The organism is Halobaculum sp. MBLA0143 (genome assembly GCF_041361465.1).
Lineage (GTDB): Archaea > Halobacteriota > Halobacteria > Halobacteriales > Haloferacaceae > JAHENP01.
Genome location: NZ_JBGKAC010000001.1, coordinates 586,286 through 604,851 on the forward strand (window position 1 = coordinate 586,286; position 18,566 = coordinate 604,851).

General features: G+C 68.9%; 15 protein-coding genes. 7 read left to right on the forward strand and 8 right to left on the reverse strand.

The features are described from left to right. The first annotated feature begins 10 nt into the window (after nt 1-10). Entirely contained in the window at nt 11-1,453 is a 1,443-nt protein-coding gene (locus RYH79_RS03085; protein ID WP_370896117.1) for a replication factor C large subunit, read from the forward strand. Here RYH79_RS03085 and RYH79_RS03090 read toward each other — a convergent pair whose 3' ends face one another. From RYH79_RS03090 to RYH79_RS03100, 3 genes are all read right to left on the reverse strand, one after another. Continuing rightward, nucleotides 1,454-1,927 (reverse strand): pyridoxamine 5'-phosphate oxidase family protein, encoded by a 474-nt coding sequence (locus RYH79_RS03090; protein WP_370896119.1) that lies wholly within the window; start codon nt 1,925-1,927, stop codon nt 1,454-1,456. Nucleotides 1,928-2,004: 77 nt separating this feature from the next. Further along, the gene (locus RYH79_RS03095; protein WP_370896121.1) at nt 2,005-2,769 is read right to left on the reverse strand and encodes a DUF2103 domain-containing protein; all 765 of its coding nucleotides are present in this window, start codon (nt 2,767-2,769) and stop codon (nt 2,005-2,007) included. A gap of 46 nt (nt 2,770-2,815) precedes the next feature. Next, nucleotides 2,816-3,097, reverse strand: a complete 282-nt coding sequence (locus RYH79_RS03100; RefSeq protein ID WP_370896123.1) for a DUF5808 domain-containing protein — start codon at nt 3,095-3,097, stop codon at nt 2,816-2,818. A gap of 204 nt (nt 3,098-3,301) precedes the next feature. On the opposite strand from RYH79_RS03100, the gene RYH79_RS03105 reads away from it, so the two are divergent. Together RYH79_RS03105 and RYH79_RS03110 are read left to right on the forward strand one after the other, a co-directional pair. Continuing rightward, entirely contained in the window at nt 3,302-3,883 is a 582-nt protein-coding gene (locus RYH79_RS03105; RefSeq protein ID WP_370896125.1) for a hypothetical protein, read from the forward strand. 35 nt (nt 3,884-3,918) lie between these two features. Beyond that, nucleotides 3,919-4,659, forward strand: coding sequence for an SDR family NAD(P)-dependent oxidoreductase (locus RYH79_RS03110; protein ID WP_370896127.1), 741 nt, complete (start codon nt 3,919-3,921; stop codon nt 4,657-4,659). Here the strand turns inward: RYH79_RS03110 and RYH79_RS03115 are convergent, their stop codons facing one another. Next, complete coding sequence (locus tag RYH79_RS03115; RefSeq protein WP_370896130.1) at nt 4,660-5,808, reverse strand: pyridoxal phosphate-dependent aminotransferase; 1,149 nt, start codon at nt 5,806-5,808, stop codon at nt 4,660-4,662. 495 nt (nt 5,809-6,303) lie between these two features. Between RYH79_RS03115 and gatE the strand changes: the two genes are divergently transcribed. After that, on the forward strand, nt 6,304-8,172 hold the full coding sequence (gene gatE / locus RYH79_RS03120) for a Glu-tRNA(Gln) amidotransferase subunit GatE (RefSeq protein WP_370896132.1): 1,869 nt from the start codon (nt 6,304-6,306) through the stop codon (nt 8,170-8,172). A 12-nt stretch (nt 8,173-8,184) separates the two neighbouring features. Here gatE and RYH79_RS03125 read toward each other — a convergent pair whose 3' ends face one another. Next, nucleotides 8,185-8,622, reverse strand: coding sequence for a DUF7575 domain-containing protein (locus RYH79_RS03125; RefSeq protein WP_370896134.1), 438 nt, complete (start codon nt 8,620-8,622; stop codon nt 8,185-8,187). 97 nt (nt 8,623-8,719) lie between these two features. Between RYH79_RS03125 and RYH79_RS03130 the strand changes: the two genes are divergently transcribed. Genes RYH79_RS03130 through RYH79_RS03140 form a run of 3 tightly spaced genes read left to right on the forward strand, consistent with a single transcriptional unit; the run spans nt 8,720 to nt 12,309 of the window. After that, the gene (locus RYH79_RS03130; RefSeq protein ID WP_370896136.1) at nt 8,720-10,423 is read left to right on the forward strand and encodes a tRNA uridine(34) 5-carboxymethylaminomethyl modification radical SAM/GNAT enzyme Elp3; all 1,704 of its coding nucleotides are present in this window, start codon (nt 8,720-8,722) and stop codon (nt 10,421-10,423) included. A 49-nt stretch (nt 10,424-10,472) separates the two neighbouring features. Further along, complete coding sequence (locus RYH79_RS03135; protein ID WP_370896138.1) at nt 10,473-11,774, forward strand: mechanosensitive ion channel family protein; 1,302 nt, start codon at nt 10,473-10,475, stop codon at nt 11,772-11,774. 49 nt (nt 11,775-11,823) lie between these two features. Beyond that, complete coding sequence (locus tag RYH79_RS03140; RefSeq protein ID WP_370896140.1) at nt 11,824-12,309, forward strand: redoxin domain-containing protein; 486 nt, start codon at nt 11,824-11,826, stop codon at nt 12,307-12,309. 28 nt (nt 12,310-12,337) lie between these two features. On the opposite strand, the gene RYH79_RS03145 is transcribed toward RYH79_RS03140, so the two are convergent. Genes RYH79_RS03145 through RYH79_RS03155 form a run of 3 tightly spaced genes read right to left on the reverse strand, consistent with a single transcriptional unit; the run spans nt 12,338 to nt 18,421 of the window. Continuing rightward, complete coding sequence (locus RYH79_RS03145; RefSeq protein WP_370896142.1) at nt 12,338-13,087, reverse strand: creatininase family protein; 750 nt, start codon at nt 13,085-13,087, stop codon at nt 12,338-12,340. A 40-nt stretch (nt 13,088-13,127) separates the two neighbouring features. Next, the gene (locus RYH79_RS03150) at nt 13,128-14,255 is read right to left on the reverse strand and encodes a DNA topoisomerase IV subunit A (protein WP_370896144.1); all 1,128 of its coding nucleotides are present in this window, start codon (nt 14,253-14,255) and stop codon (nt 13,128-13,130) included. Continuing rightward, nucleotides 14,252-18,421, reverse strand: coding sequence for an ATP-binding protein (locus tag RYH79_RS03155; RefSeq protein WP_370896145.1), 4,170 nt, complete (start codon nt 18,419-18,421; stop codon nt 14,252-14,254). The genes RYH79_RS03150 and RYH79_RS03155 overlap by 4 nt, the downstream gene beginning before the upstream one ends. Between the last annotated feature and the right edge of the window lie 145 nt (nt 18,422-18,566).

An 18,566-nucleotide genomic window follows, 5' to 3' on the forward strand; every position in this document is an offset into this window, starting at 1 on the left:
CGACGAGTAGATGAGCGATTGGACGGAGAAGTACCGACCGTCGTCGCTGTCGGAGCTGCGAGGCAACGACTCGGCGGTCGACGCGGTACGCGAGTGGGCCCGCTCCTGGGACGACCACGGCGAGGCCGCGGTGTTGCACGGTTCCCCGGGGATCGGGAAGACCTCGGCGGCACACGCCCTCGCGGCGGACAGGGGCTGGGAGACGGTGGAGCTGAACGCCTCCGACCAGCGCACCGCCGACGACATCGAGCGGTACGCCGGCCGGGCGGCGAGCAACACCACCCTCGGGAGCGCCGGCGACGACGGGGACGACGGCCGTCAGCTCGTGATCGTCGACGAGGCGGACAACATCCACGGCAACTACGACCGTGGCGGCGCGGGCGCGGTGACCCGGCTCGTCGAGGAGGCGCGCCAGCCGGTCGTCCTGATCGCCAACGACTACTACGACATGTCCCGCGGGCTCCGCAACGCCACCCGCGAGATCGAGTTCCGCGACGTGTCCGCGCGGTCGATCCTCCCGGTGCTCCGTGACCTCTGTCGAAAGGAGGGGATCGAGTTCGAGACGGCGGCGCTCGAACGTATCGCCGAACAGAACGACGGTGACCTCCGGGGGGCGGTCAACGACCTCCAAGCGGTCGCCGAGGGGCGCGAACACCTGGAGCTCGCGGACGTGGTGACGAGCGACCGCGACCAGACGGTCGATCTGTTCCCGTTCTTGGATCTCGTGTTGAAGGAGACGGACGACGCCCGGGAGGCGCTGCAGACCTCATACGACGTCGAGGAGACGCCGGACGACCTCGTCGGCTGGATCGAGGAGAACGCCCCGAAGGAGTACGACGGCGCGGCGCTGGCCCGCGCGTACGACAGTCTGGCGAACGCCGACCGCTGGCTCGGCGTCGTCCGGGCGACCCAAGACTACTCCTACTGGCGGTACGCGGGTGACGCGGCGACTGCGGGCGTCGCCGCAGCCCGCGACGGCACCGGCGGCGGCTGGACCCGATGGACCCGGCCGACGTTCTACCACTCCAGTTCGAACACGGCCGACCACGTCGTCAGACAGATCGCCCGGGCCGAGGGGACGAGCATGGCGACGGCCCGCCGCGAGGTGTTGCCGTTCCTGTCGACGCTCACTCACCACTGCAAGCCACGAGAGCTCACGGTCCGGATGGCGGCCGCCTACGACTTAGAGGAGGATCACGTCGCGTTCGTCACCGGCTCCGGCGAGACGACGAACAAGGTCCAGTCCATCGTGGAAGACGCCGCCGAGCGCCGTGCGGCGTTGGTCGAGGAACACGCCGCCGGCGCGTTCGAGGGGACCGCCTCTCTCGCCGAGGACGCGGAGCAGCCGGACGACGCGGCGGCAGACGACGCGTCGGCGGACACGGAGACCGACGCGGACGCAGAAGGAGAGGAGGAAGACGACGATCAGTCCGGACTCGGCGACTTCGTGTAGCTACGTGGACGGCGACGCGGCGTAGCCGGTGACGGCCGTCGCCTCCAACGCCCACAGGTCCACGCTCCCGCGCGGGTCGGCCTCGCGGAACAGACTGGGGTACCAGCCGTTGTCGTCGATGGCCTCGCGGGCGGCCGCCCACTCCGCCTCCGACTCCAACTGCTCTACGGCCCCGCGGACGAGCACACTGTGCCAGTCCGTCCGACTGTCCTCGGCGTACACTGTCAGCGTCGCCCGTTCAGTCGTCTCCGCGAACGTCGCCTTCGTGCTCGGCTCGTGGTAGCCGACGAACACGAAGTGACAGTGGTCGCCGTCGTAGCCGAACGACACCGGCACCGCGTACGCCTCGTTCTCGCGGGCCAACGCCAACACACCGGTGCCGTGGTCTCGCAGCGCCTCGTCTCTCGCCCCGTCCGACATCTCGTTGGCGACGAGCGCGTCCACGTCCGCCGACGTCTCGGATGGATCTGTCATGGTACGGGTGTGGGTACGATTGACACGCTAATCAACGTACCCCCGGTTCACCACACCAGAACGTCGTGTCGGTGGTCTCAGGCCTCCGCGAGTTCCTCTTCGAGCAACACGTCGTTGAGAGCGTCTCGGACGCGCTCCCCGGTCTCGCGGTCGCCGGCGGTAGTGACGATCCGGTTCTCCTGGACGCTGGAGCCGTCACGGAGGAGGAGTCTGACGTTGCCGTGTTCGTCGGCGCGGGTCACCTTCGCCCGCAGCCCGCGCTGGGAGCCCTGGCCGCCGGCGTCGATGGGGCCGGGGATGATCTTCTTGACGTGTGGGTGTTCGGCGACCGTCTGGATCGCCCGCCGACCGACTCGTTCGCCGATCAGCGTGGAGTGGCTGCCGCCGATCTTCTCGGCGGGCGACTTCTCTACCACCTCCAACGCCGGCTCGCCGCGCCGCCGGAGCACGGCCGTCACCGGTTCCTCGTCGGGCACCCGGAGGAACTCGTAGTGGAGCTGTGCCCTGGTCTCCCGGAGGGCGGCGCGGTCGCCGGCGGCGTACACCGTCTCCGGGCGCTTGCGTCTGATCTCGTCTGCCACCCGCCCGGCGTAGTTGCGGAGCTGGGCGCGTCTGGTGCGTTCGCCGTCGTCGGGCACGGTCGTGATATCCGTTCGGCCGAGGAACGCGGCCGTCTCCGACGGTGCCGAGAAGTCGGGGTCGTCCGGTTCGCCGTACAGCATCGTCAGCCGGGCTCGGTCCGGACCGAAGACGACGACGACACTGTCCGCGTTGGCCGTCTCGCAGGCCAGACAGTAGTCGCCGGGCCGATCTAACGACTGGCCACACCGGCGACAGTTCATCGTCACTGTTAGCACCGCCGGCCGGATAAGTCTCTCCGTCCGGTCGCTACTCCTCGTCGTCGACGACGACCTCGGCGGGCTCCGACTCCTCCGAGCCGTCGTCGTCGCCGCCTCCGGACTGTTCCTGGTACAACAGCCCTCCGACGACCAACACGACGATCCACGACCGCCAGTTGGCGAGGTTCAGAGTGTAGCCGACGCCGAACGGCTTCTGTACGAGCATCCCCTCGCCCGGCTGCCAGTACGACGACAGCATCCGGCCCAGGCTCGGGCGCTCGAAGTTGTACGGTACTCCGAACAGTTCGCCCGACTGCGGTTTGTCTGCCATACGCGACGTTTCTCCACGCCGCTGTATATCTCTTGCCGTCGACCTCGCCGACTCGAACTGATCGCCGACTCGGGTCGACCGTCGAGTCGAACCGACTGTCGACACACTAATCGAACCGGCCGACGAGTCGATACATCGGTTTACGTTAAACGTAGCGTCACGCTAGAGCGGACGTGTTGTCAGTACGATGACGTGCGTGGTGGCGTGGTCGACCGTCGGCGGCCGACAGGGCGACTCGTGATCGGGGGTGTCGCGGACACGGAGGTGGACGGGGAGATCGTCCAGATCGTCACGGACAGCGCGGCGACCGTCTCGGCCGTGTTCGAGGAGAAGGTGCGGCACGTGCTCGCCGCCAACGGTATCACGGGGGTGTCGGACACGGCGTGGTACACGGTCCCACCGGTCGCTTGGACGCTCGAACGGATCGGTGAAGCCGCAGGACGGACGGTTCTCCGCCGAATCGGCGGGCGAGTGGTGACCGACGACCGGTCGCTGTCGGTGCCGCCGGAGCCAGGGCGGGCGTTCGTGGCACTCGCGGAGTTCGTGAGCGAGGACGTCCACCGGGGGCCGGCGGCAGACCGTGTGGCGGCCTGTCGGGCACGTCGTCGGGAGCCGGGGCGTTGGCGGTTGGCGGCGGTGGACGGCTACCAGTACCCGCCGGCGTTCGCCGAGGGCGTGTTCCGGGCGACGGCCGCGACGGCCGCCGGCGTGGCGCCCGAGCGGGTCGCAGTCGAGGCGGTCACGCCGGCGGCGGACGAGCGACACGCGGTCGCGCTCTCCTGGTAGCCAACACACAAGTGCGCCCCCGGCGAGGTGTGCGTGTGCCAGCAGCAATTGTCACCGGCTCCTCTCGGGGGATCGGCGCGGCGACCGCGATCCGGTTCGCGCGTGACGGCTACGACGTGACCGTCAACTATCACACGTCACCGGACGCGGCCGCGGAGACGGCCGCGACCGTCCGCGAGGCCGGCCGGGAGGCGACGGTCGTGGAGGCGGACGCCAGCGACCCGGCGGGCGCCCGGCGACTCGTCGACCGGACCGTCGAGGCGTTCGGCGGCGTCGATCACCTCGTCAACAACGCCGGCATCGACCAACACGTGTACACCGACGAGCTGTCGCCCGACGACTTCGACCGGGTGATGGACGTGAACGTCAACTCCGCGTTCTGCTGTACGAAGGCGGCGCTGTCGGCACTCCGGGAGAGCGACGGCGGCGAGGCGTCGACGGCGTCCGTGACGAACGTCTCGTCGATCCTCGCGTTCACCGGGGCACCCGTCGAGGTTCACTACGCCGCCTCCAAGGGCGGACTGATCTCGCTGACGAAGAGCCACGCGGCAGACTTCGCCCCGGAGGTCCGGGTGAACGCCGTCGCTCCCGGTCACGTCGAGACGGACATGACCGCCGACCGCACGCCAGCGGAGAAACGCGAGGAGTTGGCGGCGATTCCGGTGGATCGGTACGGCCAGCCCGAAGACATCGCCGAGGCGGTCGCGTACCTCCGTGACGCCGGCTTCGTCAACGGAGAGACGCTCCACGTCAACGGTGGGGAGCTGATGCGGTAGCTACACCGCGTCCGCCAGTCGATCCAGCCCCGTCTCCAGCCGTTCACGGGAGTTGGCGAACGACAGCCGCAGACGGCCCTCGTCGCCCTCGCCGAAGCCGGAGCCGGGGGCGAGCACGACGCCGTGCTCCGAGAGGAGTCGTTTCGCCAGCGCCAGGCTGTCAGTCGCGCCCTCGACGTCGAGGAAGGCGTAGAAGGCCCCCTCCGGTCGTGGTGCGCGCACCCCGTCGATCTCGTCGAGTCGGCGGGCGACGTAGTCGCGGCGCTCGCGGAACGCCGCGTACATCTCCTCGGCCGGCGCCGCCGGGCCGGTGAGCGCCGCCAGCGCGGCGTGTTGGGAGGGTGCCGGCGGGCAACTGGTCGTCCCCTCTCGAACCTTCGTCGCGCCGTCGACGACGGCGTCGGGGGCGGCGAGCCAGCCGAGCCGCCAGCCGGTCATCGCGTGGGTCTTCGACAGCGAGCCGACGGTGACGACACGCTCCGGGTGGTCGACGACCGCGGCGACACCGGTCGGGTCGCGGTCGTACGTCAGGCCGGCGTACACCTCGTCGGCGATCACGTAGGCGTCGTGTTCGGCGGCGGCTTCGGTGACGCGCGCCACTGGCTCCGGGTCGTACACGCGGCCGGTGGGGTTGGAGGGGGTCGTGAGGACGACCGCGGCGGTGTCGTCGTCGACGGCGTCGATCACGCGGTCGGCGTCCAGGTCGTACGGGTACGACAACGGCACTTCCCGGAGGTCCCCCCCGGCGAGGGCGGCGTGGATCTCGTAGTTGGGCCAGACGGGGCTGGGGGTGACGACAGTCTCGCCGGGGTCGACGAGCGTGAGCATGGTGACGTGGAGCGCCTCCATGCCGCCGACCGTGGCGACGACCTGGTCGGGGTCGTACGGGAGGTCGTAGTCGGCGGCGAGGGTGTCGGCGATCGCACGCCGGAGGGGGTCGATGCCGGCGCTGGCGGTGTAGTCGGTGGCGCCGTCGCGGACGGCCTCGAAGGCGGCCTCGGTGACGTGTTCGGGGGTGTCGAAGTCGGGCTCGCCGACCTCCAGCCGGACGGGGTCTTCGCCGGCGGCCTCGGCCTCGCCGGCGAGGTCGAACATGACGCGAATCTGGGAGCGCTCGAAGTCGTCGACGCGCCCCGCGAGTTCGTGCATACCTCTCACTGTGACGGCTGGGTGATAACTTCCTCGTCACGACGGTCGACGGGGGGTGAACGCGAGACCGGAGTGACCACGGCGGACCGTCTCCGCGACAGAACTCTGTGGGGCGGTTGCGGTGCGGCGGTGGCGGTGCCGCCGCGGCGGCGGCGGTGCGGAGGTCAGACAGACCGAGGTTAGGGCACGACTAACGGCCCGCTCGACAGGATCTGTGTCGCGGTCGCGGTGTGGTGGCGGGGCGGTGGCGGGGCGGTGGCGGCACAGCGACCGAACAACAAAATTCACCGGTGCGGTTGCGGTGCGGAGGCGGAGCGGAGGCAGTGTGGAGGCGGGACGGCACTAGAATCGGGACGCGAGCGAGGGCCGAAGGCCCGAGCGAGCGCCTTTTTAATCGACATTTTTGCTCCGAGTGGTGCACGCCGCAGGCGCGCACCCGAGGAGGAAAAGTGTCGGTCGAAGACTTTTCGACTGCGGCTGTTGGAGTCTTGATCGATGACCGACCACGACTACGACGACGTGGGACTCGTCGCCGGCTTGGAGATTCACCAACAACTGGACACGGAGACGAAGCTGTTCTGCGAGTCGCCGACGGAGCTACGGGAGCCCTCGGAGGCGACACGGACGTTCACGCGGTACCTGCACCCGACGAAGTCGGAGTTGGGAGAGATCGACGAGGCGGCCCTAGAGGAGTCACAGGTCGACAGAGAGTTCGAGTACCTGGCGTACGACACGACCTGTCTCGTAGAGGAAGACGACGAGCCGCCGGGCGAGGTGGACGAGGAGGCGTTGTCGGTGGCGATCCAGATCGCGGAGCTGTTGGACGCGGAGGTGGTCGACGAGATCCAGGTGATGCGGAAGATCGTGATCGACGGCTCGAACACCTCCGGGTTCCAACGGTCGATGTTGGTCGCCCGCGGCGGCGAGATCCAGACGGACGAGGGTCCCGTCGGGATCGAGGACATGATGTTGGAAGAGGAGTCGGCACAGAAGGTGGCCGAGACGGACTCGGGGGTGCGGTACTCCTTGGACCGGCTGGGGATCCCGCTCGTAGAGATCGGGACGGCACCGGACATCCGGACGCCGGCACAGGCGCAGGAGGCGGCAGAGCAGATCGGGACGCTGCTGCGGTCGACCGGTGCCGTCCGGCGGGGGCTGGGGACGATCCGACAGGACGTGAACGTCTCCGTCGCCGAGGGGGCGCGGGTGGAGATCAAGGGCGTGCAGGCGTTGGATCAGATCGACGAGATCGTCGCGCTGGAGGCGGACCGCCAGTTGGCGCTCGTCGAGATCGCGGAGACGCTCCAGGAGCGTGACGCGGCCGTCGGGGATCCGGTCGAGGTGACGGACGTGTTCGCGGAGACGGAGTCGGCGGTGATCGGCGGAGCGTTGGACGACGGCGGCGAAGTTCACGCCGTCGGGCTGGCGGGCTTCGACGGGCTGGTGGGACGAGAGATCCAGCCGGACCGGCGGCTCGGGACGGAGCTGTCGGACCACGCCAAGCGCGCGGGCGCCGGCGGTGTGTTCCACACGGACGAACTGCCGGCGTACGGCGTGACGGACGCGGAGGTGACGGCGCTGCGGGCGGCGGTCGACGCCGACGACGGTGACGCGGTCGTGTTGGTCGCGGACGACCCGGAGACGGCCGCGGCGGCGATCGAGAACGCGGCCGACCGGGCGCAGACGGCGATCGACGGGGTGCCAGAGGAGACCCGCGGCGCCAACGACGACGGGACGACACGGTACCTCCGGCCGTTGCCGGGGGCCGCACGGCTCTACCCGGAGACGGACGTGCCGCCGGTGGAGCCGGACACGTCGTCGGTCGAGACGCCGGAGGTGTTAGACGAGAAGGCGGCGCGGTACGCCGACGAGCACGGCCTCGATCCGGACCTGGCCGAGCAGGTCGCCTTCGGTCGGCGGTGGCAGACGTTCGAGGCGGCCGTCGACGCGGGCGTCGACCCGACGCTGGCGGCGACGACGCTGGAGTCGACGCTGACGGAGCTCCGGCGAGACGGCGTCGCCGTCGAGGAACTGGACGACCCGGCGCTGCGGGGGACGCTCGAACTGGTGGAGACGGGGGACCTGGCCAGCGAGGGGATCACGGAGACGCTGACGACGCTGGCCGAACGGCCGGAACTGTCGCCGTCGGAGGCGGTGGAGGCCGCCGGACTGACCGGCGTCGACGAGAACGAGGTGCGCGAGGCGGTCGTCGAGGTGGTCGAGCGCAACGAGGCCCAAGTGGCCGAGGAGGGGATGGGTGCCTTCTCCGGACTGATGGGTGAGGCGATGGGGGCGCTGCGTGGGAAGGCGGACGGCGACCTCGTCAGCGACGTGCTGCGCGAGGAGATCCAGAAGCGCGCCTGAGTCGGCGTCGGTCTACTCCGTCTCCCGTTCCCGCTCCGGGTCTGGGCGGGCCTCGCCGGCGGGGACGACGGTGAACTGGTCGAGATCGGTCGTACACCAGTGACAGAAGCTCAGCTCCGGGTCCACGTCGTTGCCGCAGACGGGACACGTCAGGAGGTCACCCTCGCTCGTGATCGTGAGGTACTGTTGGCTCTGGCGGGCGATGCCGACTGCGTCGACCGTCGCGGCGACGACGAGGAGGTACACCGGGGCGAGCGCGACGAGGTCGAGACTGCCGTTCGACAGCGCCGTCAAGGCGGACTCTTCGACCCACAACCCGGCGGTGGCGACCGTCAACAGCATCCACGCCGCCCCGCGGCGGAACCGCCGGAGGTAGAGGTGGCCGAGCCCGACGACGAGCAGCCCGAGCAGCCCGGCCGTCAGCGGGCGGCGCAGGCGGGAGACGTTCACGTCCCGACAGTGACGAGGTCGGGGCTTGAACCTTGTGACCAGTCTCACCGTCGGGGCTCCGACACGCTTACGACCGCGAGGCGCCGAGTGACGGTCGATGAGCGGCACCGCGGCGGACGGCGACGACAGCGAGGAGCCACCGGCGTTCAGACGAGTGTGTGAAGAGCTCGTCGAGCGCATCCTCCAGGGAGAGTTGGACCGCGACGGGCTGGAGTCGGCGAAGCTCGACGTCTGTTCTGAACACTCCTCGCCGAAGGTGCCGAAGAACACGGACATCCTCCAGCACGCGCCGAAGGGGCGCCGCGAGGAGGTGAAGGAGGTGGTGCGGCGCAAGCCGGTGCGGACGGCGTCGGGTGTCTCCCCGATCGCGATCATGACCTCCCCGCACACCTGCCCACACGGGAAGTGTCTGTACTGTCCGGGCGGGCCGGCCTCGGAGTTCTCCAGCGCCCAGAGCTACACGGGCCACGAGCCGGCGGCGGCGCGCGGGAAACAGAACGACTACGACCCGTACGGCCAGGTGACGCTCCGACTGGAGCAACTGCGACACATCGGTCACCCGGTTGACAAGGCGGAGCTGATCGTGATGGGGGGGACGATGACGTCTCGGAGCCACGACTACCAGGAGTGGTTCGTCAAGCGGGCGCTCCAGGCGATGAACGAGTACGACACGGACTCGCTGCCGGCGCCGTCGGACTCGGAGTCGTTCGCCCAGGCGCCCGAGGAGTACGACTTCGAGTACCTGGAGGACGTGAAGGCCCGCAACGAGACGAGCGACGTGCGGTGTGTCGGGATCACGTTCGAGACGAAGCCGGACTGGTGTGACCCCGAACAGATCGACCGGATGCTGCGGCTGGGCGGCACGAAGGTGGAGGTGGGGGTCCAGACCACGTACGAGCGGATCAACCGGGAGATGCACCGCGGCCACGGCGTCGGCGCCTCCCGGGACGCCAACCGCCGGCTGCGTGACGCGGCGTTCAAGGTGGGGTTCCACATGATGCCGGGCCAGCCGGGCATGACCGAGCGGATGGTCCGGGAGGACTTCCAGCAGTTGTTCGACAACCCGGACTGGCGGCCGGACTACCTGAAGATCTACCCGACGCTCGTCGTCCGCGGGACGCGGGTGTACGACCAGTGGCGCCGCGACGACTTCGAGCCGTTGGACAACGAGCAGGCCGCGGACCTGATCGCGGACGTGATGCGGGAGGTGCCGAACTACTGCCGGCTCCAACGGGTCCAACGGGACATCCCGGCCGACTTCATCGACGGCGGCGTCTGGAAGTCGAACCTTCGGCAGTTGGCCCAACAGCGCGCCGAGGAGAAGGGGTACACCGTCTCGGACATCCGCGCCCGGGAGGTGGGTCACAGCGACGAGACGCCGGAGCCGGACGACGTGGAACTGACCGTGACGGAGTACGAGGCCGGCGGCGGGGTCGAACAGTTCCTCTCGTTCGAGGACACCGAACGGAACCTGTTGGTCGGCTTCTGCCGGCTCCGGTTCCCGTCGTACTCGCACGCGGCCCCGGGGACGGGCGACGACGACCCGGTCCGGCGGGAACTGCGGGACGCGGCGCTCGTCCGGGAACTGCACGTCTACGGCTCGCCGGCGACGTTCGACGGCGACGACGGCGACTGGCAACACCGCGGCTACGGCCGACGACTGATCGAGGCAGCCGAGGAACGGGCCCGCGAGGCCGGCTTCTCCAAGCTGTCCGTCATCTCCGGAGTCGGCGTCCGGGGGTACTACCGGGAGAAACTGGACTACTACCAGGACGGCCCGTACGTGAGCCGCCGGCTGTGACCCTCGCGCGGGAGTGGAACTTTTACCCCGTGGCGACGGACCGTGAGCCGTGAGCCAATCGACACCGACCGCCACGCCCGCGACCCCGACACCGACGGGTGAGCCGGCGGAGGGGGGGAGCCTGGTCGGCTCGTTGGGCGAGCAGACACTGTCGACGATCGCGGCGGCCGTCGACGGACTGGCGTCGACGGAGGCCAGGGTCGCGGTGACGGTCGCGGTGGTGGGCGGGCTGGTGGTCGTCGGGCTGTTGGCCGTCCCGGCGGGGGTGCGGCTCGTCGGTCGACTGTCCGTGCGGCTCGTCTTGAGCCGCGAACCTCCGCCGGACGAGACGCACGGCTACGACTACGTGCTCGCGGAGACGCTGGTCGTCCGGACACTCCAGTTCGGGCTGGGACTGTTGGCAGTCGTCTCCCTGTTGTTCGTCTGGGAACTGGACACGATAGCGGCGGCGTTCGCGGATCTGTTGGGCGGCACTGCGCCCAGCATCGGCCGAGTGTTGGTGACACTCCTCCTGTTCGCCGGCGCGTTCGTCGGCGCGGACCTGTTGGAGACGAAGATGACGACGTTCGCGGAGCGGTCGACCCTGATCAACCGCCACCAACAGGGGATCGCCTTCCAGGCGATCCGGGTGTCGTTGCTGATCGCGGTCGGGTTGACGACACTGTCCGTCTGGGAGTTCTCGTTGGACGGGCTGCTCGTCGGGGCGGGGTTCCTCGGGATCGTCGTCGGGATCGCCGCCCAACAGACTCTCTCCGCGTTGATCGCGGGGTTCGTCATCATGTTCTCCCGACCGTTCGAGCTGGGTGACTGGGTGGAGATCGGCGGCACGGAGGGTGTCGTCACGGACATCACGATCATGAACACCCGGCTGCGAACCGCCTGGGGTGACACGGTCGTGTTGCCCAACGACGCCGTCAGCAACGCCACCGTGACGAACCACACGGCCCAGAACCGACTCCGCCTGTCCGTCGACGTGGGCGTCGACTACACGACGGAGTTAGAGAAGGCCCGGGAACTGGCGCTGGAGGGAGTAGAGTCCGCGGACAAGGCACAGCCAGTGCCGACACCGCAGGTGTTGCCGAAGGCGTTCGGCGACTCCGCGGTCGTCCTGGAGTGTCGGTTCTGGATCGAGAACCCCAGCGCCCGGACCCGGGCGTTGGCGACGGCCCAAGTGGTGTCGGCGATCAAGGCTCGCTTCGACGAGGCGGGCGTGAAGATCCCGTTCCCACAGCGGGAACTGTCCGGGCGGGCGGAGACGGGGGGCTTCCAGGTCGCCGACGACCGGACGACCGTCCCGACGGGCGACGGCGAGCGAACCTCGCCGCCGGAGGGGGCCGAGGCGGACGAGTGACACCCCACCGAGCGGCACACTGATAGTTCGCAAGCCCGTGACACTGGCTGTGATTCGAGCAGGCGCGACGGCACCGGAGTTCGAGGCGTCGCTCGTGACGACCGAAGGGGAGTTAGCCCGGACACGGCTCTCGGAGTGGACCCAGGAGCCGCCGGTGGTGCTCGCCTTCTTCCCGGCGGCGTTCTCGGGCACCTGCACGGACGAGGTGAGAGCGATCCAGACGGACATCGAGCGGTACGCCGACGCCGGCGGGACCGTCTTGGGTGTGAGCACGGACCTCCCGTGGACGCTCCGGGCGTTCGCCGCCGAAGAGGGGTTGTCGTTCCCGTTGGTCGGCGACCACGACCGCGAGGCCGTGCGGGCGTTCGACGTGGTCGACGACTTCCCCGACCTGGGGCTGTCTGCCGTCGCCCGCCGGTCCGTGTTCGTGCTCGACGGCGACGGCACCGTCACGTACGCCTGGGCGGCCGACGACCCGGACGCGGAGCCGCCCTACGAAGACGTTCTGGCGGCTGTCCGGGGCACACAGTCGTAGTTCCCTCTCGGTTCACTGTCGGTCGCAGTCACGGGTCGGCCGACTCGGAGCGGTCGCGCTCGCACACCGCCCGGACCACGTCGACGAGCGCCTCGCTCGCGGTCGACAGTAGCTCTCCGCCACGGTCGGCGTCACCCTCGCGCGGGTCGCCGACGACGCCGTTGTCGGTGAACTCGTGGCTGTCGTGTGCGAGGTTGACGCCTCGAACCCACTCCCCCCAGCCGTCGGCGGCGTCGGCCGCGGCCGTCTCGACGCGGTCCTCGCGGACCAGACCCGGCGCGACGTGACGCAACAACGCCGTCTCCAACGGGCCGGCGTGGCCCATGTCGCTCGCGTGCTCGCCGACCGCCTCGAACCAGGTGAACGCGACCGTGTACGGCCCCGTCTCCGACCGGGAGAGTCGACGGGCCGTCTCTGCCAACGCCTCCACGTTGCCGCCGTGGCCGTTGACGAGCACCGTCCGGGAGACCCCGTGGCTCGCCAGGCTCTCGACCGTCTCGCGGACGTACGCTCGGAACGTCTCCGGCGACACCCAGAGTGTCCCGTCGAACGCCCGGTGTTCCTCGCTCACGCCGACGTGGACCGGCGGCGCGACGACCGCCGTCGGGTCCGTCTCGTCTAATCGGTCGTCGGCGGCTTCCGCGACCGCCGCGGCCGCCGTCGCGTCCGTCCCCAGCGGGGCGTGTGGGCCGTGTTGCTCCGTGCTCCCGACGGGCACGAGCGCGATCTCGGGTGTCGTCTCGCGTACGTCCGTCCAGGTCGCCTCCGAGAGGTTCACACGGACGCTCGGACGGGCCGACACTTCAACGTCGTCGGTGTCAGATCACATCCATCTCGTCGAGCCGCTCGGGGAGGTACGTCTCCGTCACGAAGTCCAGCCCCTGGGAAGCCAGTGACTGTTGTTCGGCTTTCCTCTCCAAGTCGAGTTGGAGCTGGATCTGTTCTTCCCAGAACTCCGTCTGGAAGCGGGGGTCTTCCAGCTCCGACTCCAAGGCGTTCACGTCGGAGTCCGACAACGGATCCGTCGGGAGGTCGTAGTCGACGATGTCCTGCGGTCGGATACCGACGAACTCCGCCTCGGGGGTGGCGAGGTACTCCGAGAGGTGAGCGGACTTGATGGAGCCGTAGGCGACGGAGCCGTAGATCCGGTACGACCACGGGTCACTGTCCGTGAACACCACCACCGGCACACTGAGTTCGTCGTGGACCCGTTTGGTGATCCGACGGGTCGCACGGGCGGGCTGGCCCTTGAGGTGGACGACCAGACAGTCGTACGCCTCGTCGAACCCGTTCTCGATCAGCCGGTCGCGCATCCCGCCGGTCTCGACGGCCAACGCGAACTCGATGTCGTGGTCGAGGAACTCGATCATGTCCGGGTTGTTCGGAATCTGGTAGCCACCCTCGCCCACGTCCTCCTGGCAGTGGATGACCCGCTCCCCCCGGCGGGTCTGCTCGCGCAGCTTCAACGGCCCCATCAGCGTCGCGCCGGACTCCTCGGGCCGCATGTGGAAGTCCTCGCGGGTGACCCCCGACACCACCTCTAAGTCCTCCACCAACTGGTTGGACTCGTCCTGGCTGTCGAACTGCGCTTCCTCGGAGTCCCACGACTCCGAGAGGTAGTACAGCTCCCGCAGCGTCGACGACCGGTCTTCCGCGAGCTGTTGATCGAGGAACTCCACCGTGTAGATGGACTTCAACAGCTTCCGGGCGCCCCGGACGGAGTTGGCCGACCGCGTGGACGTGCGGTCACCGTACACCCACACGTCCGACTCCTCGTCGTACTCGATGTTGCTCTTCGTCCGGGTGGGTAGAGACAGCGAGGGCACGTCGCCGGACTCGAACTGCTCGTACAGCTCCGAGGCCAGTGACAGCAGCTCCTCGCGGGCCCGTTGTTCGTTCAGTCGCGTTCCGTCGTCCGTCTCGTCCGCGTCTGTGTCCGTGCTCATGCGTCCGTCTCCGTGGTGAGTTTCTCGTCTGTGACGCCGTCTACGCTCAGTTCGACCGTGGCGTCCGTCGGGAGGTCGACGGCGACCGTCTCCGTCTCGCCGCCGGCCACCTCCGGGTGCCACTTCAGGAACCACTCGCCGTCCACCTCGACCACGGTCGCCCCCTCCGGGGTCTCCGCCGGCTCGGCGGACAACACGGCGGTCACGTCCGGCGACTCCGTCGTGTCCGTGTGGTTGCGGACCGCGACAGTGACCGTCTCCCCGTCGCGTTCCGTTTCGACGGCGACGTTGTTCATGATTCGGGCGAGCGCGCCGCCGATCTCCGGCCGGTCGCGGTCGGTCACCTCCGCAACCTTCTCGGCCATCTCCGGGAGGATTCGGCCGAGCACGTCCTGCTTCTGGCGGCGCTTCCGGAGCGACCGCCGCTCGTTGAGGAACGACTTCAGGTCTCGGGCGGCCTCCCGGATCGCCAGTTCGATCTCGTCTTCGATCTCCGGCACGTTCGCCACGGCGTCTTTCGACTCGCTCGTGAACGGGACGTTGGTGGAGGCGACGTGGACGCTGATGACCGCCGGCCCGTTCGGCAGCCCGCTGCCGCCGGGGTGGTCCAGCCCGTAGTTGCGCCAACCGATCCGTTTGACCACGTCCGTCGTCGCACACGCGCCGCGCTGGTAGACGAGCGGCACCCGGTTGGCGAACCGCAACACGTCCACCTGGCCGCCGTCCTCCAGCTCGCCGCCGTAGGCGATCCCCGCCTCCACGACGAACGGGTCACCGCCGCTCACCTCCGCGTCGCGGGTGGCGGCCGCGTAGAAGTCGGCGTCGAACTCCTTGCGGAGCCCCTCCTCGACGAGTTCCTCCGTGATCGGTGCCAGACAGTCCGTCGGGGGCGAGATCACGTCTGTCGCCCGCATCGCCTCTAGGAGCGCCGACGCCGTGTCCCGCTCGCCGGCCACCGTCGACACCTTCGGCGGGTCGTCCGGCACCGCGACCGTCCGGTCCCACAGCGCCTCCGTCACGTTCTCCCGGGCGGTGTCGCCGAACGTGGCGTCGTCGTACTCCTGCGTGTCGTCTGCGGCACCGTCGACGTACCCGCGGAGCCGGGCGCGGGTGAGCCGGTGGCCGTCGTCGTGGTCCGCTATCCGGCGGGCGAGCCGCGTCGCGACGCCGTGGACCACCTCGTCGTCCTTCTGGGTGGTCGTCGCGTCGTCAACGACCGTGTACAGGTCCGGCGTGAGCAGGTCGAACTCACCGCCGTCCTCGCGGCGGTCGGCGCCCGCCGAGACATCGATCGTCTCGCCGAACGCCGTCAGCGCCGCCCACGCCGCCGCCACGGCGTTCTCGCGGACGGTGTCACCGAACGTCGTGTCGTACTCTTCGGCCACGTCGTCGGCGACTGTGCCGACCACGTCGACGACCTGCGAGCGGCTCGTCCGCTCGCGGCTCTGGAGAGTGTCCGCCACCCGGTCGGCGAACGCCGCCGTCGCCTCCGCGCCCTTGTTGGCGACCGCGTCCTCGACGGCCCGCCCGAGGTCGACCGGCTCCGCCGACCCGGGAGCGCTCCAACCCAACTCCCGGCCGACGTGCCGGTCCATGAACCCCTCGATGATGCTCGCGGCGGACTTCTTGCCCACGCGGGTGAACTCCTCCTGGAGGAAGCCGGACAGCGAGTACGACTCCGTCGACTCCAGCATCTTGATGAGCGTCCCCAGCTCCACCCCGTGGGGGTGGGGACGGATCTCCTCCGTCTCTGCCGGAAGGTCGTCCGTCGCCCGTTCGAACTTCATCGGCTCGTCCAGTCCGGGTTCGTCTAACTCCAGCCGGGCGTGTGGGTTGACGACCGCCGTCTCCTGGATGTAGTCGCGGAGCTGTGACCGCGCCCGCATGTTCGCCTCCATCTCCAGCTCGATCCGCGTGCCGTAGCGGTCCCACGACCGGTGTTCCTCCCGACGGATGTCCGGCTCGTTTTCGTCCGTGTCGATGATCAGCTCGAAGTACTGCGCGTCCGACTGTCCCCGAGGGCGCGAGGTGATCTTGGCGGGCTTGCCCGAAGTGAGCTGAGAGTAGAGTACAGCGGCTGAGATGCCGATACCTTGTTGACCGCGGCTGTTCTTCACACAGAGTCCGCCCTCGTTGGCGACGACGAAGTTCTCGTCGTCGCCGTTGACGCCGGGCACCGAGATGTCGTAGACGTACTCCGGCGGCTCCGTCTCGGTCACGTCTGTCACCTCCAGCAGACACAGGTCCGTCTCGGTGAACCCCTGGATACTGTGGAGGGCGTCCCACAGCGACTCCAGCCGTCCCGTCGGCTCGTTGTCCTCGGTGAACAGCCCGTAGTCGGTTAGACGTGTGGTGAAGCGGTCCGACGGCACGTCCTCGCCCGCCAGTGCGGTCTCGATCCGGTCCCGGTACTCCGCCGCGAACGTCGGGCTGGAGCCGACGCCACAGCCACACAACAGCCCGGGAATCGTGTCCGGCACCGTCTGGTGTGACGGCTCTCCGACGGCAATCGGCTCCAAGACACGAGTCGGAATCCGTTTGTGTGCTTGTTCTCCGGCCTCGGTGTGGAGGTCGAACCGGTCACCCAGCGCGGCGTCCTCGCCGTACACCTTCGTCCGGTGCACCTCCGTGTCGCCGTCACCGTACCCGTCGGACGTGGTCGTCTCGCTAGAGGCGACGACGCCCAGCGAACTCCACAGCGCCGACACCTGTCTGGCGAGGGTCTCGCTCGCGGTCGTGTGTGACAGTTCGTTCGACGGGTGACTGTCGGAGCCGTCCCCCTCGTGGAGCGCCCGCAGGAACGTCTCTCGGTGCTCCGGCGCTACGTCGAACACGAACCGTGGGACACGCTTGTTCGCGGCCGCGTCCCCGCAGGCGTCCTCCAAGAACGACGCGAGCGGGCTCCCGAACGCCTTCACCCGTGTCGAGTTCCGTTCCCGCTCGACGGTCGTCGTCTCCGTCCCGACGGTCGCCGCGACCGCGGTCTCCGTCGCCTCGACCAACTCCGGCTCGTGTGACCCGAAGGTGAATCCGACCTGGCGGTCGTCCGCGTGTCCCTCCGCGACGTAGTAGCCCAGCAGTTCCATCAGCTCCTCCGTCACCGGCACGGTCACCGGAACCTCGGTGGGCTCACCGCCGACCTGGTACGTCCGGAGGCGACAGTCGCTCGCACGCTCCTCCCAGCCCAGTCGCTTGACCGTCTCGGCCGGGAGGTAGCCCTGCTCGACGTAGTTCGACCGGAAGCTGTCCTTCAGCACGTCGACGCCGTCGTACCGGTAGTAGTACCGCTTCCGGTCGCTGTCCGGGTTGGGGTACTTCCGGACCGTCTCGCCGGTCTCGATCTCCCGCAGCGTCTCCTCGTCGAAGCCGTAGACGTACATCCGGCGGTCGGTCAGCTCGTCGACCGTGAGGTGGTTCAGGAGATTGACGGACGTGACCGTCCGACCCGTCTCCGGAAGCTGCTGGGGGGCGAGAACGACATCGCCGGCGGTCAACTCCGAGGCGGCGACCTCGCGGGTCTCCCCGCGCTCGTCGACGGTGAACACGCTGTGGTCGCCGGTGACTTCCGTGGTCCGGCCTCTCTGTGTGGTGATCTCGTACGTCGCGGCGTCTGTCTCGTGTCTGATCGCGTGGGTCACGTCCTGCCACGATAGCTCGTGTGTGTCGCGGTCGAACGACGGCGCGCGGATCTCGTCTGGAATCCGCGCCGTGCTGGCACCCTCCCCCGAGATGTAGGCGTCACACAGTCGACCGATGGGAACGGACTCCACCCCACCGTCTCGTTCGATCAGAATCTGTTGATCTGGCGTCAGTGACTGCTCGCGCTTGTGAAATCTCGACCCGTACAGAAGCTTACCGAAAACTTTCGGCAGTTGTTCTCTCGTGATTCCAGGACCGTTGTCCTCGATGACGAGTCGGTAGTAGTCGCCGAGATCCTCGATTTCGACGTAGATGTCGGGCATGACACCGGCCTCCTCGCAGGCGTCGAGCGCGTTGTCGACGCCCTCCTTGACGGCGGTGACGAGCCCGCGAGCGCCCGAGTCGAACCCGAGCATGTGCTTGTTCTTCTCGAAGAACTCGGCGATGGAGATCTGCCGCTGGCTCTCGGCCAGCTCGTCGGCGATCCCCTCTTCCTCCTCGCCGAGTGTCGACTGGAACGAGGTCATCTACGGACAGCTATCCCGGCTTCGGTTAAAAGGGTGTGGCCACCGAGGCGGAAGTGGAGCACGCCGGGGGCATTCGCCCTCAGTAACTCTGAGGTGATCTTATTTAGACCGGGCGCCCTCGCGCGCGCCTGCGAGGGGTTTATAC

Coding starts and splice junctions, on each gene's coding strand:
- RYH79_RS03095 (WP_370896121.1), bottom strand. CDS start 2,769: ATGAACTGTCGCCGGTGTGGCCAGTCGTTAGATCGGCCCGGCGACTAC.
- RYH79_RS03115 (WP_370896130.1), bottom strand. CDS start 5,808: ATGCACGAACTCGCGGGGCGCGTCGACGACTTCGAGCGCTCCCAGATT.
- RYH79_RS03150 (WP_370896144.1), bottom strand. CDS start 14,255: ATGAGCACGGACACAGACGCGGACGAGACGGACGACGGAACGCGACTG.
- RYH79_RS03155 (WP_370896145.1), bottom strand. CDS start 18,421: ATGACCTCGTTCCAGTCGACACTCGGCGAGGAGGAAGAGGGGATCGCC.
- RYH79_RS03085 (WP_370896117.1), top strand. CDS start 11: ATGAGCGATTGGACGGAGAAGTACCGACCGTCGTCGCTGTCGGAGCTG.
- RYH79_RS03090 (WP_370896119.1), bottom strand. CDS start 1,927: ATGACAGATCCATCCGAGACGTCGGCGGACGTGGACGCGCTCGTCGCC.
- RYH79_RS03100 (WP_370896123.1), bottom strand. CDS start 3,097: ATGGCAGACAAACCGCAGTCGGGCGAACTGTTCGGAGTACCGTACAAC.
- RYH79_RS03130 (WP_370896136.1), top strand. CDS start 8,720: ATGAGCGGCACCGCGGCGGACGGCGACGACAGCGAGGAGCCACCGGCG.
- gatE (WP_370896132.1), top strand. CDS start 6,304: ATGACCGACCACGACTACGACGACGTGGGACTCGTCGCCGGCTTGGAG.